Origin of the sequence: Arthrobacter sp. ISL-30, from assembly GCF_018613855.1 — a bacterium.
Lineage (GTDB): Bacteria > Actinomycetota > Actinomycetes > Actinomycetales > Micrococcaceae > Arthrobacter.
The window spans coordinates 70,189-92,893 of sequence record NZ_JAGGPK010000022.1; the positions used below are offsets into that span (position 1 = coordinate 70,189).

Below are 22,705 nucleotides of genomic sequence, written 5' to 3' on the forward strand. Positions count from 1 at the left end.
ACAGGCTAGGAGGGTGCCTCGCGGGAGGATAGAGGTTCGCGGTCATATTCGGTCCGCATATGGGCTGCCGAAGTCCGGTGTCTTTCAGGCCTCGGAATTGAGCGAATAGCAGTGCAACTTCCCCCGCAGAACCTTGAATTCGGCACGCCGTACACCGGGCAGGATTTCGCCGTCTACGGCCAGCACCAGGGGCTGGGCATCGGCCTCCACAACCACATGGCTCGCCTCCGTGAGGTGCGTGACTTTCGACGTCGCCGCGGTTCCGGTCAGGATGGCCCACAAAAGCCGCAGCCGTGCGAAGGGCTCATCTGCCGTAACGATGCGGATATCGAAAAGGCCGTCGTCCAGGATGGGCCTCGTCAACGGTGCGAGATCCCGTGGGTAGTAGCGGCCGCGCCCCAGATAGAGGATCCAGAGTTTGTGGCGGACCCCGTTGATGCGCAAGGTAGATGGAGTGGCGGCGGCGAAGGTTCGAAATCCGGCGATCAGGCCAGCTAGGGGTTTTCCCAGTGCCGGGGTAAGCCGCTCACGGCGCCTCACCAAGTTCGGATAGACGCCGATGCTGGCTGTATTGAGCATGGTCAGCCGGGTTGTTTCAGGCGTGTCGGGAAGGCCTCGCTCGACGACAACGTTCCCGAGGTCTGCACGGACCGCTTCGCCTTTGGAGGCTGCGCGTGCGGCCGTTTCTACTGAGTCGATCCCGGCGTCCCGCGCAAAATGGTTGAGCGTCCCGCCCGGCAGCACCAGGAGCGGAAGGGACTGCTCGACGGCGGTCCCGGCTGCGCAGCCCACAGTCCCGTCCCCGCCCCAGACTCCGAGAGCACGGGTTCCGGGGTGAAGGGCCCCCGCCAGTACTTCCTCGGCTAAGTCCGACCCTTCCGGAATCTCATGTATATGCGCCTTCGGGAATTCTTTGCTCAGGACACGGGCGGTTTCCGGGGTGTAAGAACCTCCCAGCGGGTTCACCACAATGCTGAGGCCCTCGCCGTCTTTCAGTGCGGGAGCTTCTACCGGTGACTGGCGAATCTTGGGTACGGGCGGGCGCTCCGGCCACCAGCGGCGGGTCAGCAGTGCCGCCCCCGCGCCGATCGCCGATCCGAAGAGCACGTCCGATGGCCAGTGTGCCCCCGTGTGGATGCGGGAGTAAGCGACACCGGCCGCAACAGGAGCCAGGACGAGCCCGGCGGCCGGACTGACGAACCCGACGCCCAGCGCGAAGGCCACGGCTGAGGCCGAGTGGCCGGACGGCAACGAGGAACTGATGGGCTGTGGATGTACAAAGCGAAACACGGGCAGGTGCTCGGGAAGCGGGCGTGCCCGCGGAAGGAGTGTCTTGAATCCCAGGTTGGTCACGGCGGATGCAACGCCCAGGGCCAGGATTCCGTGGACAGCGGCGCGCCGCTCCCTGCCCGGCACGGCCCCCAGGACGGCGGCCACGGCGAACCACAATTTGCCTTTAGTGGCTGACGCGGAGAGTGCGCGGAAGAAGTGGTCGTGGTTTCCGTGTGGCAGGCGCCCGACGGCGCGCACCAACGAGCGGTCCCGGGCTGAAACCCAGCCCGACCCCCTCCGGAGAATTGTTCGCACACCTCACCATAGCGCGGTGTCTGCACTGATGAGGAGGGCTAGGATGATTGCCATGGCACGGCTCCTGGCTCCCCGCAGCTTTGCCCTCGGCGGATTGGTAACAGTCGGCACAATCCTCCTGGCGGCCGCGATCATCCCCGCAGGAATGCTGATAGCCCAGCCTCGCGACGTTCCCTTCCTGGAACTGGACACCGGCTGGCATGACTTCATGGCCTCTCTCCGTGCCCCGTGGTGGGATGGTGTCAACTGGGTCCTGAACGCCCTCGGGTTTCTGGGGGCACTTTTGCTCCAGGCACTCCTTGCCACCATCCTGATTCTGCGCCGTCGCCCCGGCACGGCCGCCTTTTGCATCCTTGCCGGATTTGTGGGCCTCCTTGTGACCCAGCTCGCCAAGGCGCTTATTGACCGTTCCCGTCCCGCGGAGGCAGTGGTCCTGAGTGACAGTGGTTCATACCCATCTGGGCATGTTTCCGCGACCACGGTCCTGCTAGTGGTACTCGCTCTGTTGATTGGACGCCTGTGGGCCTGGATTATTTCCTTGCTCGGCATCCTTTCCATGATGCTGAGCCGCACCTATCTCGCCGCGCACTGGCTTATGGATGTGGTGGGGGCCGCCTGTTTCTCCATTGGCGTCGTTCTACTGCTCTGGATCGCTTTCCAAAGGGCCTGTGTGCAGGAGAATGTCGACGCTGAGCGGATCCTTACTTGGCGTGCAAGGGCCGCGCGGCGCCGGCGAGCAGAAGGGCGAGCAGAATCGGCGCCGCAATAGCCAGGAGGGCCAGGCGGATGCCTGTGTGGTCGCCCAGGTAACCCAAGAGGGGTGGTCCAGCGAGGAAGGCGACGTAGCCAATCGTCGAAACCACTGACACCCGTGCAGCAGCATGCTTGGGGTCATCTGCCGCCGCGGACATGCCCATCGGAAAGGCCAGTGCCGCGCCGATGCCCCAAAGTGCCGCACCGATGGACGCGAGGACCATGTTCCCTGCAAAAACATAGAGGGCAAGGCCCGCCGCGGCGGCGACCATGCTGGCCCTCAACACTGCGACCCGGCCGTAAGCGTCGATAGCGCGTCCACCAAAGAACCGCATCGCCGTCATGGCCCCAACAAAGAGCGCGAACAGCAGGGCACCGGCGGACTCGGTCACCCGAAGCCCGTCCACGGCCGCCTTGGCGATCCAGTCATTGCCTGCCCCTTCCGTGAGGGTAGCGCCCAGGACAACGACGCCAATCAGCAAAGTCCTGCCATCGCGCCAAGCTGTGGCCCCCTTCCGCTCACGCGCTTCTCCGTCGGCCGGTTCGGGCTCAACGATGTGGGGCAGGAAGTACCGCGGGGCAATGAGCGCCAGGACCAGGGACGCCACAGCGATGGCAAGGAGGTGCGCCGGAAGCCCGACTCCGAGCCTTGCCAGGCCGGCACCGATCAGGGCCCCAACAAAGGCGCCTCCGCTGAAGGCTGCATGGAACTGCGGCATCACCGTGCGCATGAGGCGATGTTCGACGTCGGCCCCTTCGACATTCTGGGCTACGTCCCAGAGCCCGATGCCCACCCCGAAAAAGAAGAGAGCCACTGCTGTGGCTATTACCGAACCGGCCATCAATGAAAAGGCAACACCCGTCCCGGCCGCGGAAACAAGTAGCCCAGCGCCCCTGACCGTGTTGGCAGTGCCGATCCTGCCGATCACCCAGCCCGCGGAGGGCAGCGCGGTCAGGGAGCCGACGGCGATGCACAGAAGGAGCGTGCCCATCTGCCCGGAGGTCAGGCTCAACGCTTCGGTGACGGCGGGGATGCGTGCGGCCCAGCTGGCAAAAACCAGTCCGTTCATTCCGAACACAAGGAAGGTGGCTACGGCTGCGGCACGGACGTTGATGGTAGTTGCTGTGCTCATTCGTTCGATTCTTTCATGCGTACAGGGCAGGAACCGGTAGGCTCACGCCATGGCAGAGGAAACTGTTCAAGGATGGAAAAGTTTCCGGTCGAGGCGAGTACGTTGACGGCGAACGCCAGGGCCACTGGGTCTTCTATTATCGCAACGGCCAGATCAAGGCAACCCGACCCTCCCGCACATCCCGCCGCCAGATGTTTGAGAGAGCATTCCAAAAAAGGGGACTAAAGGAGAGTGAGCGTGTAGTGAAAGGTCAGGGCGCGCTAGCGGGCGCGCTCGACTCTCGCCTCGTCCCAGACCGGTTCCTCGGACTCATAGACCTTTCCGTCTGAGCCGAAGACCAGGAAGCGGTCGAAAGACCTTGCAAACCAGCGGTCGTGGGTCACGGCAAGCACCGTTCCTTCGAAGGCCTCAATGGCCCGTTCCAGTGCCTCGCCGGAGTGCAGGTCCAGGTTGTCGGTCGGCTCATCCAGAAGCAGGAGGGTGGCCCCCGAAAGCTGCAGGAGCAGGATCTGGAACCGTGCCTGCTGGCCGCCGGACAGTGACTCGTACTTCTGCTCGGCCTGTCCCACCAGGCCATAGGAATCCAAAGCGCCGGATGCAGCCTCGCGCCCCAACCCTGAACGGTGCTCGTCTCCGCGGTGCAGGATGTCCAGGAGTGTCCTGCCCAGCAGGTCTGGCCGCGAATGGGTCTGGGCAAAGAAACCGGGCCGGATGCGTGCGCCCAGCTTGACTGTTCCCTCATGCGGAACGGGAGCAATGACGACGTCCGAAACGGGAAGATGCTCGCGGTCCGGGTCGGTGCCCCCTGCGGCCAGGAGGCGGAGGAAATGACTCTTTCCGGAACCGTTGGAACCCAGGACCCCTACCCGGTCACCGAACCAGATCTCGCTGGAGAATGGCTTCATGAGGCCGGTTAGCTCCAGCTTTTCGGCGACGACAGCTCGCTTCCCGGTTCGTCCGCCGCGGAGCCGCATGTGGACGTTCTGCTCCAGGGGCAGTGCCTCCGGCGGTCCGGCTTCCAGGAATCTTGCCAGGCGTGTCTGTGCCGCCTGGTACTTGTTGGCCATGTCCGAGCGGAATGCCGCCTTGGTCTTGTACATGTTGACGAGTTCCTTGAGCTTCGTGTGCTCCTCGTCCCAGCGCTTCCTCAGTTCTTCGAAGCGGGCGTTGCGGTCAGCCCTGGCCCCAACATAGGAGCCGAAGCCGCCGCCGTGCACCCAGGCCCCGGCGCCGTTGATACCCGGTTCCAAGGTGACAATCCGGCCGGCAGCGTTGTTCAGTAGTTCGCGGTCATGGCTGATGAAGAAGACAGTCTTTTTGGACTCGTTGAGCTTGTCCTCAAGCCAGCGCTTGCCCGGGACATCCAGGTAGTTGTCCGGCTCGTCAAGGAGGAGCAGTTCGTCCGGGCCGGAAAACAGCGCTTCCAGCACCAGCCGCTTCTGCTCGCCGCCGGAGAGGCTCGACGCCGGGCGGTGCTGTGCGCGGTCAAACGGCAGGCCCAAGGCGGCCATGCACACTTCGTCCCAGACCGTCTCGACGTCATAGCCGCCGGCGTCTCCCCAGTCCACGATTGCCTGGGCATACCGCATCTGGGTTGGCTCGTCGTCGTGCTCCATCATGGCGAGCTCCGCCTCGTCGACAGCCCGGGCAGCGGCAGCCAGGACAGGGGGAGCCGCCGACAGCAGCAGGTCGCGGACGGTGGATTCGTCGCGTACCTGGCCCACGAACTGGCGCATGATGCCCATGTTCCCCGAGCGGCCAATGACTCCTTCGTCGGGCGTGAGGTCACCGGAAATGATCTTGAAAAGGGTTGTCTTGCCGGTTCCGTTGGGCCCAATCAATGCCGTCTTACTGCCGTCCGGGACTTTGAAGGTCACGCCGTTGAGCAGTTGCGTGCCGTCGGAGAGGAAGTAGTCGATGCCGGAAACGTCAATATGGGCCACGCCCAATCTTCCCACAGCGCCTGCACGGTCCGCCCGCCAATCATGCCGACGAGCGGCTCGCCCGCCAGCCGTGCCTACGAACCGCGGATCTTTCCCCAGGGCTTATAGATGCCCAGGACCAGGGCAAACGCCAGCGACAGGAACGACACAACTGGCGGGAAGAGGAGCTGCACAGGGGCGTTACCGAGGGCCGCCCGCACAGCCGCGCCTCCGCCGTCGGGCATGTCGGGCGCCCGCTCTGGCAGTCCCTCCACTGCCGGGATCAGGACAAAGAACACCAGAGCGATCAGTATCAGGCCAAGCACGAGTTTTACTGCCACCCACCAATACTGCAGCAGGCCCCATTTGGTCCACAGGCCCTGCGCCAGTCCGGTGAGGAGCATCAGCAGGCTAAGCGTGATCACTGAGGGAGGAACAATTATTCCCAAAGCCGTATATATGGCCACGGCAATGTTTCCACTCTCGGTGGTTAATCCTGTCAGCACGAGCGCAAGGAGTCCGACGTCGAGTCCCATCCAACCGACGCCACCAACCATATGGAGGGCCAGGAGCAGCTTTCGCCATGGTTGCGGCAGGAGGCGTCGTTCAGTCATCGGGCCCTCCGGGCTGGGTAGCTTGGGTCAGTCCTGGGCGCTTGTTTCGACTCCCAGGACGTCCCTCCTCGACGGACATGGCCCAGCTTAAGCCTCGCCGCGGTCGTCAGTCTTTACTTAGTGCTCCCGTTTTGCGGCTGCGGTTCCGCTCGGCGAGCCGGCAGGCGACGGCAATGCCGGCAGTCAATGCGAATGTAGACAGCAGTTGCGTCCTGGCTCCGGGATCGAGAAAACCAAGGACGAAGATGGTGGCCAGGATGGCCATCGCCAGGTAGGTCAGATAAGGAAACGCCCACATTCTGAGGGGAAGTACATGGCCGTCCCGGTCTGCTCGCCGACGCAGGACCAGCTGTGAAAGAAGCACGGACGTCCAGACCACGAGGACGGTTGAGCCCACCAGGTTGAGGAGCAGCGGTAGTACCTGGCCTGGGAAGAATAGTTCCAGCACGGTTGAGCCGACGCCGAAGGCGACGGAGGCGAATACCGCCCTGGCGGGGGCTTTGGACCTGTTGAGACGGGTCAGGGCCGTGGGTGCCTCACCGCGCTCCGCGAGTGAATACACCATACGGGACGCGCCGTAGAGGTTGGCATTGAGCGCGGAGAGCAGGGCAACGACGGCGACCAGGGTGATGGCCGCTTCGGCGCCTGGAATCCTGGCTACGCCAAGCACCGCCGCAAAGGGAGACTTCAGTTCCTCGGAATCCCAGGGCACCACGGTAACGATCACCAGGATCGAGCCAATGTAGAAGACCATGATCCGCCACACCACAGTCCGTATCGCCTTCCCTACGCTACGGACCGGATCCTGCGTTTCGGCCGCGGCGACGCTGACGATTTCCGTTCCGCCGAAGGCGAAGACCACCACAAGCAGCGCCGAGGCAATTCCGGCCACTCCTGTTGGCGCGAATCCGCCGTTTCCGAAGAGGTTCGACAGGCCGGGGGAGGCAACAGCGGGCAGCCACCCGAAGATGAGGGCGGCGCCAATAAGGATGAAGGCTGCAATGGCCACGACTTTGAGGATGGCGAACCAAAACTCAAACTCTCCGTAGTTGCGCACTCCCGCCACGTTCACTGCGGTGAAGACGGTGACAAAAACCAGCGATAACAGCCAGACCGGAAGACCGGGAATGACTGTGGCGAGGAGTCCAGCTGCTCCCACGGCTTCTGCGGCGATCACCACTACCAGTTGGAACCACCATAGCCAGCCAAGGGTTGAGCCGGCGGTTTTGCCAAAAGCCTTCTGGGCGTAGACGGAGAAGGCGCCAATGTTGGGGTTGGCCGCGGCCAGTTCCCCAAGGGCCCGCATGACCAGGATAACCAGGGTCCCGGCGACCAAGTAGGAGACCAACACGGCCGGACCTGCCGCCTTCACACCAACGCCTGACCCTAGGAACAGGCCCGCACCGATTGCGCTGCCGAGTCCCATCATGGTCAACTGCCTGGATTTCAAGGATTGTCCCAGTCCAGGCCGGGTCATGACCTGGGGAGGGACGAGGGTGGCTGCCTTGTTCATAAGTTGCCTCGCATCGGGGTGTGGAAGCGGATGCCCTCCGCTTGGAGATCATTGACCTCAGAGCGATCCTCTTTGAGCGCCCTGACGTTGTGGCTCCGTGTTGGGGAGCCCGGACGTGACGCTAATCACTCTCCTGCAATGATGGCAAGCAATGCGGAAGTCAATGTGCAAGCTGCTAATTCTGTTGGCGGCATGCAGGGACAAACTGTACAGCTTGTGCACCCTGCGAACGTGAACTTGCCTACCGCACAGCCACCTCTTTAGCGTGTGTCCGACACCACAGGAACCCGCATCAAGGCCGCCTGGACTACCAACACCTGGAGGACACATGACCATTGCACAGCGAGCCGGGCTTGAGGCGATCGCGCCCTACAAGCAGGGAATTGCCCCTAGGACGATCCATGGACTGGAACCGTTCAAGTTGTCATCCAACGAGAACCCGTATCCTCCTTTGCCCTCCGTCACGAAAGTTGTGGCGGCAGCGGCCGCAAATATCCACCGCTACCCCTCCATCTCCGCTGATGCGCTGACCAATGCGCTGGCCGAAAGGTGGGGAGTCGCCCCCGGCAATGTCGCCCTAGGTGCAGGCTCAGTGGAAGTGGCCTCCCAGCTCATTCACGCCATAACCAATCCCGGGGACCAGGTGATGTTCGCGTGGCGCTCCTTTGAGGCCTACCCCGTCCTGATCACTGTTGCGGGAGCAACTCCCCAGCCTGTTCCCTTGACTCCGGAAGGTGGTCACGACTTGCCCGCAATGGCGGCTGCGGTTACCCCGCGGACCAGAATGATCTTCCTGTGCAATCCCAACAACCCCACGGGATCGGTACTGACAGCCTCCGCCGTCGAAGAATTTATCGACGCCGTGCCGACGGAGGTGCTGATCGTCATCGATGAGGCGTATCTGCACTTCAACGACGATCCCGAATCTGCAATAGGAATGGATGTCTTCCGGCGGCACCCGAATGTTGTGGTTCTGCACACCTTTTCCAAGGCCTATGGGCTGGCCGGCCTCCGCCTTGGATATGCCATCGGCGCCCCTGAGCTGATTGTTAATCTGCGGAAGGTTGCTGTTCCTTTTGCGGTCACCGCCCTGGCCCAGGAGGCCGGAATAGCCTCACTCCAGGCCGAAAAGGAACTGCAGGAGCGCATCAATGTCCTGGTCGCCGAGCGCCAGCGCGTTTACGTCGGGCTTCTCGACGCCGGCCTCCCTGTCTTGCCGTCGCAGGCGAACTTCCTCTGGCTGGGCAGCGGGATTCACACAGACGCCCTCGCCTCGTTGTTCGAAGACAACGCGCTGTCCGTCCGCGCCTTCCCCGGCGAGGGTATTCGCATTTCCGTCGGTACTCCCGACAGCAACGACCGTGTCCTGGCCACGGCCCGGCAGGCCGCCGGCCTACTGACTCCCCGACTCTGATCTCTTAGGACACCCCATGACAAACAACCAGACCGTATCCGACGTCGTTGCTGACGTCTGCGCCAGCTACGCCGATGTGGCTTTTGGGCTGATGGGCAACGGCAACGCCTTCTTTATCAGCAACCTCACAAGCCGCGGCATGCGCTACGTCAGTGCACGGCACGAGGCCGGAACCATTGCCATGGCCGACGCCTATCACCGCGCCTGCCGAAGGCTTGCGATTGCCACAGTCACCTACGGGGCCGGGTTTACTAATAGCCTCACCGCGCTCACAGAAGCAGCAAAGGCAGGCATCCCGATGGTTGTGGTGGTGGGCGATGCCCCGACCAGCGGCCCCCGGCCCTGGGACATCGACCAGGTTGTCGTGGCCCAAGGACTGGGCGTGCAGACATTGACGGTTACGCCGGAGAGTGCCGCTCGCATCACGGAAGAAGCATGGGCAACCGCCTACCGGGAGCGGAGACCGGTTGTGGTTGCAATCCCCTATGACATCTCGGCGCTGCCGGCCGGCCCGCAACAACCGCAGCGGACCTTGGTAGCCGAACGGCCCTTGCAGATTGATGCTCTGGCCACACAACGGATTTCCGCGTTGCTCATGCAGGCCCAGCGGCCTTTGATTATCGCCGGCCATGGTGCTGTGGCGGCAGGGGCACGGGCAGCCCTCCTGGAACTGGGCGACAAGCTCGGCGCCCTCTTTGCCACGTCCGTGATGGCGCGGAACTTCTTTGATTCCCCTTGGGATCTGGGCATCGCGGGTGGCTTCGCCCGACAAGAGCGTGTGGACATCATGCGCAGCGCGGACGTTGTGCTGGTCGTTGGGGCAAGCCTGAACCTCTTCCAGACCCGCTACGGCTCCCTCTTCTCTCCAGGAACTGCTGTGGTCCAGGTCGACGAACGTGAGGCACCCACGTGCGAGCAAGTGACCGATTTTGTGCAGGCAGATGCCGCCGCCTTTGCCTGGTCACTGGCTGAAACGGTCCAGCCGTCCGCTAATGGTGGATGGCGTGCTGAACACGCTGAGATTGCCGACGGGGCCCTCCTCCCCAACCAGCCGATGGTCGAGTTTGCGACTGATGGCCGATTGAACCCTCCCGCTGTAGCCCAGCTCCTGGATTCCGTTCTGCCCGTTGAGCGCAGCATCGTCCAGGATGGCGGGCACTTCTGCGGATGGATTCCTATGTACTGCCAGGCCCCCGACCCGGAGGGCCTGATGATGGTTGGAACCGCCTTCCAGACCATCGGCCTCGGACTGCCAGCCGCCGTCGGAGCTGCTGTGGCCCGACCTGACCGGACCACCGTCCTTATTTCAGGTGACGGAGGAGCCCTCATGGCCTTGGCGGATCTCGAGACCGCCGTCCGTACGATCCCCAGCGGCATCATGGTCGTCTTCAACGACGCCGCCTATGGCGCCGAAATTCACCAGTATGCAGTACGGGGTCTGGACGATACAGCCATGCAGATCGACGAAGTGGACTTCAGTGCGCTGGGCCGGGCAATGGGCGCCCACGGTATCAAGATGCGTTCGCTGGCAGACATTGCTCCCCTTAAGGAGTGGCTGGCTGCGGGCGCCGAGGGTCTCTTTATCCTCGATGTGGCTATTTCCCAGACTGTCGTGGCCGACTATATGCGCGAAAGCATGGCCGACATCCTCTCCGCTGCTTAGCAGATTCTTACAGTGACCGGCCCTGCACTCATGTCCGGGTGCACCCGGCCCTGCATCCAGGTCCGCCTGAGACGAAGTCCGCGTGAGATCATGGGCGCAGTTTGCTCTAAGGATCGGCCGACACTGCAGCACTTTGTATTGCGGGCCCCAGTAGGCGGGAGGACACGATGAACGTGGACGCATTGGACTCGAAAATAGTCCGATTCTTCACCAATTCGCCGCGGGCGTCGGTGCTCGAGGCCTCCCGCGTGCTGGGGATCGCACGCGCAACGGTGCAGTCCCGGCTGGACCGTTTGACCGACAGCGGCGTGATTGGATCGTGGGTGCCACATCCTGAACCGTCGCATTTCGGGTTTCCCGTGGTGGCGTTCTGTTCATTGACCATCAACCAGGACCTGGGGCACGACGCCGTTGTGGCCGCCCTCGCGGAAATCCCCGAGCTCATTGAAATGCATACCGTATCCGGGAGTTCGGATCTCATGGCACGTATTGCTGCCCGTTCCAATTCCGACCTGCAGCGTGTACTCGACGCGATGATGGCCACGAAGACAATACTGCGGTCCTCCTCCGTGATTGTGCTTAACACCCACTTCCAAGGAAGAACGCTGCCGCTGCTGGAGGCGGTGGCCTCCGGCAAGCGGGGCTAGCCCGGGGCTAGCTGGCCCGCACCTAGTCGAACTCAGGCGAGGCCGATCACAAGGTTGATGGTGGCCGCCAGGATGATCGTGCCAAACAGATAGGAAAGCAGACCGTGTTTGAGGGCCTCCGCCCGAATCCTGTGGTTTTGCAGGTTGGTGTCTGATACTTGGTACGTCATGCCGAGACTCGTGGCAAGGTAGGCGAAGTCGGTGTATCGGGGCGGGTCCTCCTGGTTGAAGTCGATGCCGCCTCCCTGGCCATTGCCGACGTCGTTCCTGCCGCCTTCACCGCTGCTGTAGTAGAGCTCCGCATACCGCAGCGTGAACAATGTCTGCACGAGCATCCAGGATAGGGCGACCGACGCCAGCGCGAGGAGGCCTCCGCCCAGCCGGCCGCCGCCGTCGCCCCGGTGGGAATCAATGACGACGACGGCGACTGCCGCCAGGCTAGCGATGTTCGCCGCGAGGATCAGGATGTCGGTCACTCCCCGGGACGGATCCTCGCTGGTGGCATGCGCACGAGTCTGCTCCGGATCCATCGGGCCCACCACTATCCAGGCCCAGGCCACATAGGTCAATGCAGCTGTTCCCCAGCCCACGGCCGGGGCTTCCACCAGATGGCCACTGGCTGCCGCGGAGAAACCAGCCGCGAGGCCCGTGAACACCATCACCACGAAGCGAAGGCGGCTGTGCCTGATCTTGCTTTCCCGCGGACCGTTCACTGGACCATCCATGAGCCAACCCTAGTCAAGGAGGGCGCCGCAGGTGTGTTGGAACAGGGAGGTGTTACAGCGCATGCTCGAACTTATCCACAGACTCCTCTTTGTGACTGGAATGCTTCCTGAACTGCCGATAGCGTCGCCCGTAATGAGTATCGGTACGAGGAATTTGGGGATTCATGACGTCTCATCAGCCACCACCATCCGCTGAAACCGCTTCCCAGCCACCGGCTTCACAGCCACCTGCCGTTGGACAAGGGCCGGGTTCGGTTCTGCCGGCGATGCCCGTGGGCATGCCTCCGAAGCTGCTAGCGGACATTGATTGCCGGACGCTCTGGCTCGGCGCCGTCGCGGGAGGCGCCCTCTACTTGCTGGCCTTCCTTGCGTCGCTCGCGCTGGCTGCCTTGACCATTGCCGGAGTTGCCGCCTCGGCGAGACAACAGACAATGTTGCTGCCAGCCGCCGCCATCCCAGAAACGTCCTTGGGGCAGGGATGGTCAATTCTCGGCCAGTTCGCCGCACAGCTCATTCCCCTTGCGCATCTAGGCGTGCTATCGACGACGTCCGAGGGCAGTGTTCCATTCCTGGGGCAGGTCCGCATAGAGGCATCCGCCTCCGCCGTTCCCTTGGTGCTGCTTGCCATTTGCCTCGCCGCAGCCTGGTTCTCGGGACGAATCGCGGAGGGAAGGGTGAGCTCTGTAACCTCGGCCCAGGTTTGGGCCCAGTCCATTATTGCCGGCGGAGTCTTCTCCGTCCTCACTACCTCCGTGGCCGCGGTGGCATCCGTAAACTTCCCGGCCATAGGCGGGTTGCGAGTGGAGCCCGTGAGTGCTGCCGGTCTTTGGCCGCTGATTGTTGCCTTTGTCGCTGTCACGGGCATGTCGTGGCTGGGAAGGCGTTCCTCCACACATGTCAAGGGGCCGGGTCCCAAGGAGGTCCAAGATCCAGGTTCGGGGTGGTCAAAGCGCTTCACAGAGGGACTGCTTCCGGCTGTGGGTGCTCACGTGGTCGTCTTCTTCCTTATCGCCGTTCCAACGGCGTGGATTGTTGCGGGGGCCAAGCTCGGTTGGGCTGGTGCTCTGTCGGCACCTTTGTGGGTCGTGAATGTTGCGGGCTACCTATTTGTTGACGGCCACCTCGGTGGCCTTCACGGTATCGCCCGGACGTCACAGCTTTGGGGAGCGTCGGGGACATCCTCGAGTGACGGGTATTTCTATGGCGTCGCCGGAACCATGGCTGATGTCGGCCTTCCAACATGGGCGGCTTGGCTTTTGGTGCTGCTCTCCCTTGTTTCCGTTGCCGTGAGCTCCGCAGTGCTGCTGTTCCATCGTGGCCATGTTCCTGCCGCCGGTTTGATCGCTTGGTTGCCGGTACCCCTCGCCTTCGCAGCGCTGGGACTCGTGGCTACTGTCCTCCTGGGTGCGGGGCTGCAGATTGACATGGCAGGCATGTTCACCGCTGACTACTCCTTTGGCGCAGCATCGTGGTTTGTTGCGGTAATGGCATTCTGGGGCGTGCTGGTCGAGGCGGGGTCCCGCTACTTGGCACCATTTGTGCTTCCCTACCTGCCCGTCCGTTTCCGGGCTGCGCTCTCAGAACGAGGAGGCGGCGGGAGAACTGCGATGAAACAGGCCGGGTTTGGGACGCCCTCGGCTGCAGGTTCTGCATCAGACGTTGCGGCCACCGACATTGCGACTACCACCGAACCAGGCGATATGGGCTCCCTCCAGCCTCTGCACAATGAGAATCCCGCTAAGACACCCAGTCCCAAACAGCGCAAGCGCATCCTGGCAGGGCTGATTGCAGCCTTTGCGTCGGGGTGCTTGCGGCGGGCTCCTTGATCACTGTGAATGTGATTAAGGGCGCAAACGGGCCGGACCGACTGGTTGAGGACTACTTGCAGGCACTCATTGACGGGGATGCGGAGGCGGCACTGCGCATTTCGGATCCAAACATTCCGGAGGAAGAGCGGCCGCTCCTCAGCAACGCCGTCTACGCCAAGGCCGGAAAGAGGATCGATGGATTTTCCCTCCTCTCAACAACCGTCACCGGGGATTCGGCTATTGTGCGTGCGGAACTGCGCCAGTCGGGCCGTAAAACCGAAGTCGTTTATGGGCTGGCAAAGGTCGATCCCGAACTGCTGGACGATCGATGGAGGCTGACTGCAGACGCTTCCCAACCCGTGACTCTGACAGTCGATACAGCTGTGGAGGCTGTGCGAGTCAACGGCGTAGAAGTTCCCGTGACAGACGCCCCCGATGCCTACTCACGAAAAAGTACGCTCACGCTGGCTGCCTTCCCGGGGGAGTACACGCTCGCGCTGGGTGTCCAGGAGAAGTATCTTGCTGCAGTTGAAGCCAAGGCCTTCGTGACTATTGGTACAGGCAAGCAGGCACCGGACGGTGCGGGACTCAAGACAGAAGCGAGCGAAGCCCTGCGTGCGGAAGTTGCTCAGCACGTCGATGTAGCCCTTGCGGGCTGTGCCGCTTCGGACAAACTGTCTCCCGAAAATTGCCCCTTCTCTGTCTACGCCTTTGGTGACGTGCGCGGAGTCTCGTGGTCCGTGACAAGGAAACCGACATACGAACTGCTGCGATCTTCGGATGGTGGATGGCGACTCTCCGGAGGAGCTTCCGGACTGGCCGCAGTCAACTACGAGCGAAACGCCTCGTGGAACAAGGACAAGCCTGACTGGAAACCCGATTCGGATTCAGACGAGTTCCAGCTACGAGGGGCGGTCAGCATCGAAGGTGGAAAGGTGATTGTGGAGTTGAGCCGCTACTAGTCAACATTAGGAACCCGCGCGAGGCGCGAACATGTTTTCCACAAAGCCGACTTCGCACCCCTTGCTGTGCGACACGCCCGAATAGGCTTGAATGCAGGAGATGCACTAAGATATTGAAGGTCTGTGCTGCGCCCTGCCTTCATGTAGATGAAAGCGGGCCGAGGCACGGAATCGCAAATGAACCTCCTGTTACGGAAATACCGTAACCGCTTAGCCCAAAGGAGGTGGGTTCACATATGCGTCCTTACGAATTGATGGTAATTATCGACCCCGAGGTCGACGAGCGTACCGTTGAGCCGTCGCTTCAGAAGTTCCTGAACGTCATCACCAACGATGGTGGAACCATCGAAAAGGTTGACATCTGGGGCCGTCGCCGTCTCGCCTACGACATCAAGAAGAAGTCCGAAGGTATCTACGCCGTGGTGAACTTCACCGCTGCGCCGGCTACCGCCAAGGAGCTTGACCGCCAGCTTGGTCTTAACGAGACCATCATGCGCACCAAGATCATCCGCCCCGAAGACCAGAAGGTTGTTGCTGAGTAATCAGCACTTCCTTCAAATCTTTATCCGCAGGAACGAAACAAGGAGGCAGTAGATGGCAGGCGAAACCACTATCACGGTCATCGGTAATCTCACCAATGACCCCGAGCTGCGGTTCACCCCGTCAGGTTCGGCAGTAGCGAATTTCACCATCGCGTCTACTCCCCGGACCTTCGATCGCCAGTCGAACGAATGGAAGGACGGGGAGACCCTGTTCCTCCGGGCGTCCGTGTGGCGTGAAGCGGCCGAGAACGTTGCGGAGTCCCTGACCAAGGGCATGCGCGTGATTGTCTCCGGCCGCCTGAAGAGCCGTTCCTACGAAACCAAAGAAGGCGAAAAGCGCACCGTTATTGAGCTCGAAGTCGACGAGATCGGCCCGAGTCTGCGTTACGCCTCTGCCAAGGTCAACCGTACCCAGCGCTCCGGCGGCGGGTTCGGCGCTGGAAACAGCGGCGGCTTTGGCGGCGCAAACAGCGGTGGCTTCGGGGGAGGCGGCGCTGGTGCAAATCAGGGCGGCAGCTCCGGAGGCAACTGGGGCGGCGGCCAGTCCGCACAGCAGGAAGACCCCTGGGCGACGCCCGGTGTCAGCAACGCTGGCGGCTGGGGCAACGGCCCGGATTCCGAACCTCCCTTCTAAACAACCAATAACGTCCGACGCCGGAACCCGCCTTACGTGCCGAATGGCACTGGGTGGCGATCGTCGTCGAACACCCACCATCCCGTGGATCCATTCCACGGGCTCCATAGAAAAGGAGCTCCACGATGGCTAAGGCTGAACTCCGTAAGCCCAAACCAAAGTCCAACCCCTTGAAGGCCGCTGACATCACCGTCATCGACTACAAGGACGTAGCATTGCTGCGCAAGTTCATCTCCGACCGCGGAAAGATCCGTGCACGTCGCGTCACCGGCGTGACCGTGCAGGAACAGCGCAAGATCGCCCAGGCAATCAAGAACGCCCGCGAAGTTGCTCTGCTGCCTTACTCCGGCGCTGGCCGCGGCTAAGGAAGGGATTAACTAACATGGCAAAGCTCATTCTGACCCACGAAGTAACCGGTCTCGGTGCTGCTGGCGATGTTGTCGAGGTCAAGGACGGTTACGCACGTAACTTCCTGCTGCCCCGCGGCTTCGCACTGACCTGGAGCAAGGGTGGCGAGAAGCAGGTTGAGTCCATCAAGACTGCCCGTGCTGCCCGTGCCCACGCTTCCATCGAGGCTGCGCAGGCCCAGGCTTCTGCACTGTCCTCCAAGAAGGTTACGCTCGAGGTGAAGGCCGGCGAGTCCGGTCGTCTCTTCGGTACCGTCAAGCCGGCCGACGTCGCCGCTGCTGTTGAGGCTGCCGGCCTCGGCGCCATCGACAAGCGCAACGTTGAACTGCCGAACCACATCAAGTCCGTCGGTTCGTACCAGGCCAACGTTCGTCTGCACGAAGACGTTTCCGCTGTCATCGACCTCGAGGTCGTAGCAAGCAAGTGATGCTGGGTTCCCTGGAAGCTGAGCTTGCGAAGCTTCGAGGGGGCATCACGCAGCGCAAGTAGTAGCGCGAGTGCTTCGCAGGCCCCCGTCTCCGGATTCCGGAGGCGGGGGCTTCGCTTTTAACCCCAACGCGGGGTCACCTAACGCCCATGTGGTGCCACGGATGGGCCGTAACTGACCCCGCGTTGCTTTACGCCTGGTTCATTTCGGTAGTCACGTGTTTGTAGCCGGCCCTGATCAGTTCCAGCAGGACGGAGCGGTTCACGTCGTCGAGTTTGTTGATGTAGAGGCAGGCAGCTCCGGTTTTGTGCTTACCGAGCTTGCGGAGGAGCTTGCCGGCCTCGGGAGAGTATGTGAGGCCGTATAGGGCCAGGTTGCCCTTCCGCGGCGAAAATCCCACGGCGAGGGAATCCCCTTCGCGTCCGGTGTCGTACTTGTAGTGGTAGCTGCCAAAGCCCACCATGCTGGCGCCCCACATCACGGCAGGCTGTCCGGTCCCTTCACGCATGAGTTCCAGGAGTGCAAAACCGTCCTCCCGACGCACTGGATGCTCCACTGAGCCCAGAAAATCCTCTACCACCGCATCGCTGGGGCGGGTCTTGTTCTCTCCCATGACCGTAGTTTCGCACGCACCCGGCACTGTGTCAGCAAAGGGAGATCGCCGGGTCAGGAACGCCCGGCGGAATAAAAGCGACACCGGGGCAGTTTGATGATTTAGATGCAAATGCATGTAAGGCAGTTGATGATTTCAGCGCAGGAGGACGTCATGGAGACACGTCGTATTACCGTTCTATCCGCCGGACTTAGTCTGCCGTCTTCGAGCCGCTTGCTCGCGGACCAGCTGGCCGCTTCGGTACGCAGGCAACTTGCGGAGGCGGGCTACGAGGCCGTGGTAGACGTCGTCGAACTCCGCGACCTGGCCGTGGACATCGCGAACAACTTCGTCACCGGCTATGCCGGGCCCCGGCTGGCGGACGTGATCGCAGGTGTTGAATCCTCGGACGGGATCATCGCCGTGACGCCTGTTTTTAGCGCGTCCTACAGCGGACTCTTCAAGTCCTTCATCGATGTCCTGGATCCGAAGTCCCTGGAGGGCAAGGCAGTGCTGCTCGGGGCCACAGGTGGCAGCGACCGGCACCAGATGGTCCTTGACTACGCGATGCGCCCGCTGTTCACCTACCTGCGCACCAGGATGACTGCCACGTCGGTGTTTGCCGGACCACAGGACTGGGGAAACAACGACGACGGTTCGCTGTCTGCCCGCGTGGAAAGGGCGGCTGCTGAATTCACCCAGTTGCTCAGCGGACGGCAGCCGTCACGGAAGCCCGAACCGCTTGAGTCCCTGCCGTTCGAACAACTGCTTGCCGGCATCTCAGGCAACCGCTGACGCTCAGCTCTTCTGGCAGGGCGAACTTTTCTGACAGGTGAACTTTTCTGACAGAGCGAACTTTTCCGAAGGGCCGGTCGTTGGGCTGGACATGAAATGTCCTGTTGATTCAAATGACCTGATCATGAGCGAACGCAGCGGTGTGGAGATCGATTATTGTCCGCAATGTCGAGGTGTGTGGCTGGACCGCGGCGAGCTGGACAAGATCATAGACCGCGTCAATTCGCAGCCCGCGGCCCAGCAGGCTCAGGCGGCTCCGGCACCACAGGCTCCGGCCCCTGGCATGACACCGCCACCGCTCTACAACAACTTCGATCCCCGCTATGGCGACCAGCGCGGAAAGCCCCGCTACGACGACCGTCACGAGGGCGACAGGAACTACGGCAAGCCCGGTTACGATCGCGACTACGATCGTCGCCGGAAAAAGAAGGAAGGATGGCTGGGGGACCTTTTCGACTTCTAGGCAAGCCCCTGGACCAGCCCGCTAATCCTCCAGGAGTTCGATGAACTCGAGTGCCTGTTTCATGGTGATATCGGAATGTTTCGTCAGTGCGAGGGCCGCCGCCTCGACGTCCCCGCTTTTGGCCAGAGTGCGAATGCGCCCATAGATTTCGTCATTCAGCATGTTGCTGCTGACTTCCCGGGTGACATCGCCCTTGCTGGCGATGGCGCGGTAGCGGTACGGGAAGCGGACGGGCTCGTCGTCGTCGGGCATCAGGTCCTGCGGCGCGGGCTCGGGGGCGCGGAAGGGCTGGGGATGTGCCGCCAGGGCGCCGACGGCGTCACGGGAGGCGCGCAGGCCCTCACCTGTAGCCTCCAGATAGAGCTTGATGGCGGCCATGGCCTGTCCCTGCGCGATAAGCGAATACAGCCGCCGATGCTGGTCCTCACTGAGCTTGGCCGCCGATTCCCTCGCAAGTTCGGCGGCGTCCTTGGGGGCGGACGGCTGCGCCGACTCCGCCTTCGATGCGGCTGCGCGACGGGCAATGATGCGGCTTGTCACCAGGACGCCGCCGATGACGGCAAGCAGGATCAGTACAGGCACCAACAAAGATTCCATTCCTAAAGCCGATCTATGTAGTTCTTTGCGGTGGAAAGGTCCACGTGTGTGGCTTGCCGCAGGAGCTTGACGGCCTGGACCTTCTGGCCGCTGCGGACCATGGCCCGCAACTGCAGCGCCAACTGCGGATTGAGCTGACCATTCGGAAGTATATTGCCCTGATGCCCGGAGGGCGTTCCTCCCGGCGCAAAAGCCGCCAGTTGCCCTGATACCGAATGGGCCTGTGGATTCTGCTGATGCCGCTGTTCAGCGTCGCGATGCCTGGTGGATGCTTCCATTTTGGCCCGCGCAGCCAAGGCAGCCTGCGTCTGCGCCGCCTGGTGAGCGGCCGAGCGGGCAGCCAGCTCCCGCTGGTAGCGTTCGGCGTCTGAGAGGCCATGGTCTCGGGGCTTCAAAGCTGCTGAGACGGCCCAGAGGACGGCAAGAAGGACCAGCGCTGGAAAACCGACGAGAAGCACATCACCCATACTCGGTCCCATGCAGAAAGCTTATTCCCTTCCGCAGGTTATCCACACCATATTCCCCAATCCACATATGGTTTTGAGAGTGGGCTGTCAAATTCTCCAGGGAGCCTGTGGAATCCATCACAAATTCCACATGTTTGGTTCTCCAGCGACACGCCTAGGTCCAAAAACGGGATGGGAACGACACGCCGGTTGTGGATGACGTGTGGAAAAAAATCCTTTCGTCCACACGTTGGCTGAGACGTTTTCGCAGGTCAGAGGCAGTTTAAGGGCCAAACTATTTTTCTTTCCACAGGCCTGCGCACAGGCTGTGCACAAGGAGGAGCACGTATTCCACAACTTATCCACACCCTCTAGGGGCAGCGGGCTTGGTTGCATTGAAAACGACGGCTACCGTGGCTAAATACCCGTTCCCGATAGCCAAATTTGTGTGCTTGACGTTCGCTTTCAGGCTCCGTAGCAGCGTTTACGGATGCCCCTGTGGATTGTCCTGTGGATAAGTTATGGAAAGTTGGGGGCGGGTCAGGAAATTGTCGTAGGGGGCTGTAAAAGTGGTCTCGCCTACGCGGTTTCCAGCCGTTTGGGCGCACCCGGCGGCATGAGCTTTGACGCCGCCGGTCAGCAACCATTCCACCGCGGTACACAATGGAGGACGGCTTTGTCAGTTACGCACTTGGACTCGATCGAAGGCACTAGAGGATCCGAAGCCAGTAGGAAGCCGCCTCAGGATATCGCCGCCGAACAGTCCGTTTTGGGCGGCATGATGCTCTCCAAGGACGCCATTGCGGATGTGGTGGAGATCGTTCGGGGGCACGACTTCTACCGCCCCGCACACGAGACAATCTACGAGTCCATCATCGACCTGTACGGTCGCGGCGAACCTGCCGATGCCGTGACCGTCTCCGATGAGCTGACCAAGCGCGGGGAAATCAACAGGATCGGCGGGCCGGCGTACCTTCACGAGCTCATCCAGACCGTGCCCACGGCCGCCAACGCAGGCTACTACGCTGAGATTGTTGCCGAGCGGGCTGTCCTGAGGCGCCTGGTTAATGCCGGCACCAAGATTGTCCAGATGGGCTATGGCCAGGACGGCGAAGTGGAAGACCTCGTCAACCAGGCGCAGGCCGAGGTGTACGCCGTGGCCGAGCGGCGGACGGCCGAGGACTACGTGGCACTCAAGGACGTTATGGAGTCCACGGTTGACGAAATCGAGGCGTCAGGCCACCGTGGCGAAGGCATGGTTGGTGTCCCTACCGGATTCTATGAACTCGACGAGCTCACCCATGGACTGCATCCGGGACAGATGATTGTCATCGCCGCCCGCCCCGCCGTCGGTAAGTCCACTTTCGCCCTGGACTTTGCCCGTTCCGCCGCCATCAAGAACAACCTGGCCACAGTGATGTTCTCCCTCGAAATGGGTCGCAACGAAATCGCCATGCGCCTGCTGTCCGCCGAGGCCACCATCGGCCTGCAGGACCTCCGCAAGGGCACCATTCGCGACGAACAGTGGTCCAAGATCGCTACCACCATGGGCCGGATGAACGATGCCCCGCTGTTCATCGATGACAGCCCCAACATGTCCTTGATGGAAATTCGGGCCAAATGCCGGCGCCTCAAGCAGCAGCACGATCTCAAGCTCGTGATCCTCGACTACCTCCAGCTCATGAGCTCAGGCAAGAAGGTCGAGTCCCGCCAGCAGGAAGTCTCGGAGTTCTCCCGTGCGCTCAAGCTCCTGGCCAAGGAACTGCAGGTTCCGGTCATTGCGCTGTCACAGCTGAACCGTGGATCGGAACAGCGCCAGGACAAGCGCCCAATGGTGTCGGACTTGCGTGAATCCGGCTCCATCGAGCAGGACGCCGACATGGTCATCCTGCTCCACCGCGAGGACGTCTATGACAAGGAATCGCCGCGCGCTGGTGAAGCAGATATCCTCGTGGCCAAGCACCGTAACGGCCCCACTAAAGACATTGTGGTGGCCTTCCAAGGACACTATTCCCGCTTCGCCAACATGGCCGGTGACTCGGGCGGCGGCTTCTAGGCGCCGCCTGCCCGCAGCAGGTGGTCCGGAAGCCGGTTCCCGGGTGCGCGGCCACGGATCTCCAGGAGTTCCCGGGCGTGGGCGTGCAGCCTGCGATCCTCGTCTGAGACGGGGTGCCAGGCGGGAATCGGAACGGAAGTCCCCGTCTCGTCCCGAGCCACCATCACCGTCAGGCAGTATGTCGTGAGGTTCATTTCATGGCCCTTCGGATCGCCGGAGCGGACATGGACTGCGATGTGCATGCCCTTTCGGCCGGTGTACACCAGCCGCGCTTCGACCTCAACGAGGTGCCCGATCAGGAGTGGCCGGTAAAAGCGCACTCCGCCTGAGAACACCGCCACCGTGTCCCTGCCGCAGTAGCGTGAGGCGCAGACATAGGCCGCCTCATCGATCCACTTCATGACGGTTCCGCCGTGGACCTTGCCTCCCCAGTTCACGTCCGTGGGCGCGGCCATGAAGCGGAGGACCACCCGCTCGGCAGTTCCGGCGTCGGTGTATTCCTGTGCGTTCATCGCCTGGACAATCTGCTCGCGCACCTCGATACGTGCCAGCGCATGGTCCCGCTGCTCAATCTCTTCGGCGGCCGTCGGCTCGAATTCCGGCACGCGGATGGGCTTGCCGTCGGCGCCCACCGCCACGAAAATCACCATGCATTGGCTGCGCATGGTCGCCGGTCCACCCTTGGGATCTCCCGAGGAAACCACGGTACGGATGTGCATGGAAGAGCGGCCGGTGTACACGATCGTAGCCTCGACTTCCACCATGTCCCCGCTGTTCACGGGATCGGCGAAGTGGATGTTTCCCACATAGGCGGTGACGCAGTAGGACTTGGCCCAGCCTACGGCCGCCGCGTAGGCGGCCTTGTCCACCCACTCCAGGACGGTGCCGGCGTCGACGGAGCCGCTATGCCCGACGTCGGTAGGGGCCGCCAGGAAGCGGAGGGTGACTGAATTGGAGGGGTGCTCGCTCATGCTCGAAGTTTACTGAGGGCGGGTGTTCGTTAC

General features: G+C 62.1%; 22 protein-coding genes and 1 pseudogene. 13 read left to right on the forward strand and 10 right to left on the reverse strand.

Features of this window, described 5'->3' with window-relative positions:
* Positions 1 to 84: 84 nt before the first annotated feature.
* Positions 85 to 1,587, reverse strand: coding sequence for a bifunctional phosphatase PAP2/diacylglycerol kinase family protein (locus tag J7E82_RS09505; RefSeq protein ID WP_214862360.1), 1,503 nt, complete (start codon positions 1,585 to 1,587; stop codon positions 85 to 87).
* 208 nt (positions 1,588 to 1,795) lie between these two features.
* On the opposite strand from J7E82_RS09505, the gene J7E82_RS09510 reads away from it, so the two are divergent.
* Positions 1,796 to 2,356, forward strand: a complete 561-nt coding sequence (locus tag J7E82_RS09510) for a phosphatase PAP2 family protein (protein ID WP_374223605.1) — start codon at positions 1,796 to 1,798, stop codon at positions 2,354 to 2,356.
* Here J7E82_RS09510 and J7E82_RS09515 read toward each other — a convergent pair.
* The 4 genes and pseudogenes from J7E82_RS09515 to J7E82_RS09530 all read right to left on the reverse strand — a co-directional run.
* Positions 2,310 to 3,473, reverse strand: a pseudogene (locus J7E82_RS09515) (MFS transporter); the annotation flags it as partial. The gene J7E82_RS09510 and the pseudogene J7E82_RS09515 sit on opposite strands and share 47 nt — an antisense overlap.
* Before the next feature lie 260 nt (positions 3,474 to 3,733).
* The gene (locus J7E82_RS09520) at positions 3,734 to 5,416 is read right to left on the reverse strand and encodes an ABC-F family ATP-binding cassette domain-containing protein (protein WP_214862363.1); all 1,683 of its coding nucleotides are present in this window, start codon (positions 5,414 to 5,416) and stop codon (positions 3,734 to 3,736) included.
* A 74-nt stretch (positions 5,417 to 5,490) separates the two neighbouring features.
* Entirely contained in the window at positions 5,491 to 6,009 is a 519-nt protein-coding gene (locus tag J7E82_RS09525; RefSeq protein ID WP_214862364.1) for a hypothetical protein, read from the reverse strand.
* Between the two features lie 106 nt (positions 6,010 to 6,115).
* Positions 6,116 to 7,522 carry an amino acid permease gene (locus J7E82_RS09530; protein ID WP_251041690.1) on the reverse strand — a complete coding sequence of 469 codons (1,407 nt, stop codon included), beginning with the start codon at positions 7,520 to 7,522 and terminating at the stop codon, positions 6,116 to 6,118.
* 328 nt (positions 7,523 to 7,850) lie between these two features.
* Between J7E82_RS09530 and hisC the strand changes: the two genes are divergently transcribed.
* From hisC to J7E82_RS09545, 3 genes are all read left to right on the forward strand, one after another.
* Entirely contained in the window at positions 7,851 to 8,936 is a 1,086-nt protein-coding gene (gene hisC / locus J7E82_RS09535; protein ID WP_214862365.1) for a histidinol-phosphate transaminase, read from the forward strand.
* Between the two features lie 16 nt (positions 8,937 to 8,952).
* Positions 8,953 to 10,599, forward strand: a complete 1,647-nt coding sequence (locus J7E82_RS09540; protein ID WP_214862366.1) for a thiamine pyrophosphate-binding protein — start codon at positions 8,953 to 8,955, stop codon at positions 10,597 to 10,599.
* Positions 10,600 to 10,766: 167 nt separating this feature from the next.
* Positions 10,767 to 11,246, forward strand: coding sequence for an Lrp/AsnC family transcriptional regulator (locus tag J7E82_RS09545; protein WP_214862367.1), 480 nt, complete (start codon positions 10,767 to 10,769; stop codon positions 11,244 to 11,246).
* A 32-nt stretch (positions 11,247 to 11,278) separates the two neighbouring features.
* Here the strand turns inward: J7E82_RS09545 and J7E82_RS09550 are convergent, their stop codons facing one another.
* Positions 11,279 to 11,971, reverse strand: a complete 693-nt coding sequence (locus J7E82_RS09550; RefSeq protein ID WP_214862368.1) for a DUF1345 domain-containing protein — start codon at positions 11,969 to 11,971, stop codon at positions 11,279 to 11,281.
* Between the two features lie 278 nt (positions 11,972 to 12,249).
* Between J7E82_RS09550 and J7E82_RS09555 the strand changes: the two genes are divergently transcribed.
* From J7E82_RS09555 to rplI, 6 genes are all read left to right on the forward strand, one after another.
* Positions 12,250 to 13,797, forward strand: coding sequence for a hypothetical protein (locus J7E82_RS09555; RefSeq protein ID WP_214862369.1), 1,548 nt, complete (start codon positions 12,250 to 12,252; stop codon positions 13,795 to 13,797).
* A gap of 11 nt (positions 13,798 to 13,808) precedes the next feature.
* On the forward strand, positions 13,809 to 14,741 hold the full coding sequence (locus J7E82_RS09560; protein WP_214862370.1) for a hypothetical protein: 933 nt from the start codon (positions 13,809 to 13,811) through the stop codon (positions 14,739 to 14,741).
* Between the two features lie 236 nt (positions 14,742 to 14,977).
* Entirely contained in the window at positions 14,978 to 15,283 is a 306-nt protein-coding gene (gene rpsF / locus J7E82_RS09565; protein ID WP_214862371.1) for a 30S ribosomal protein S6, read from the forward strand.
* Between the two features lie 52 nt (positions 15,284 to 15,335).
* Positions 15,336 to 15,917: a single-stranded DNA-binding protein gene (locus J7E82_RS09570; RefSeq protein WP_214862372.1), complete on the forward strand. Its 582-nt coding sequence runs from the start codon at positions 15,336 to 15,338 to the stop codon at positions 15,915 to 15,917.
* Between the two features lie 125 nt (positions 15,918 to 16,042).
* On the forward strand, positions 16,043 to 16,282 hold the full coding sequence (gene rpsR, locus J7E82_RS09575; protein WP_003800144.1) for a 30S ribosomal protein S18: 240 nt from the start codon (positions 16,043 to 16,045) through the stop codon (positions 16,280 to 16,282).
* Between the two features lie 17 nt (positions 16,283 to 16,299).
* Positions 16,300 to 16,752: a 50S ribosomal protein L9 gene (rplI, locus tag J7E82_RS09580; protein WP_214862373.1), complete on the forward strand. Its 453-nt coding sequence runs from the start codon at positions 16,300 to 16,302 to the stop codon at positions 16,750 to 16,752.
* 190 nt (positions 16,753 to 16,942) lie between these two features.
* Here the strand turns inward: rplI and J7E82_RS09585 are convergent, their stop codons facing one another.
* Positions 16,943 to 17,365: a DUF1801 domain-containing protein gene (locus tag J7E82_RS09585; protein ID WP_214862374.1), complete on the reverse strand. Its 423-nt coding sequence runs from the start codon at positions 17,363 to 17,365 to the stop codon at positions 16,943 to 16,945.
* Positions 17,366 to 17,518: 153 nt separating this feature from the next.
* On the opposite strand from J7E82_RS09585, the gene J7E82_RS09590 reads away from it, so the two are divergent.
* Both J7E82_RS09590 and J7E82_RS09595 read left to right on the forward strand, forming a co-directional pair.
* Entirely contained in the window at positions 17,519 to 18,139 is a 621-nt protein-coding gene (locus J7E82_RS09590; RefSeq protein ID WP_214862375.1) for an FMN reductase, read from the forward strand.
* 91 nt (positions 18,140 to 18,230) lie between these two features.
* Positions 18,231 to 18,602 carry a zf-TFIIB domain-containing protein gene (locus tag J7E82_RS09595; RefSeq protein ID WP_214862376.1) on the forward strand — a complete coding sequence of 124 codons (372 nt, stop codon included), beginning with the start codon at positions 18,231 to 18,233 and terminating at the stop codon, positions 18,600 to 18,602.
* A gap of 21 nt (positions 18,603 to 18,623) precedes the next feature.
* On the opposite strand, the gene J7E82_RS09600 is transcribed toward J7E82_RS09595, so the two are convergent.
* The gene (locus J7E82_RS09600; protein ID WP_214862377.1) at positions 18,624 to 19,199 is read right to left on the reverse strand and encodes a hypothetical protein; all 576 of its coding nucleotides are present in this window, start codon (positions 19,197 to 19,199) and stop codon (positions 18,624 to 18,626) included.
* Positions 19,200 to 19,201: 2 nt separating this feature from the next.
* Positions 19,202 to 19,678, reverse strand: coding sequence for a hypothetical protein (locus tag J7E82_RS09605; RefSeq protein ID WP_251041692.1), 477 nt, complete (start codon positions 19,676 to 19,678; stop codon positions 19,202 to 19,204).
* Between the two features lie 643 nt (positions 19,679 to 20,321).
* On the opposite strand from J7E82_RS09605, the gene dnaB reads away from it, so the two are divergent.
* On the forward strand, positions 20,322 to 21,701 hold the full coding sequence (gene dnaB / locus J7E82_RS09610) for a replicative DNA helicase (protein WP_214862378.1): 1,380 nt from the start codon (positions 20,322 to 20,324) through the stop codon (positions 21,699 to 21,701).
* Here dnaB and J7E82_RS09615 read toward each other — a convergent pair.
* The gene (locus J7E82_RS09615) at positions 21,698 to 22,672 is read right to left on the reverse strand and encodes an acyl-CoA thioesterase (protein ID WP_214862379.1); all 975 of its coding nucleotides are present in this window, start codon (positions 22,670 to 22,672) and stop codon (positions 21,698 to 21,700) included. The genes dnaB and J7E82_RS09615 overlap by 4 nt on opposite strands.
* Positions 22,673 to 22,705: the final 33 nt, after the last annotated feature.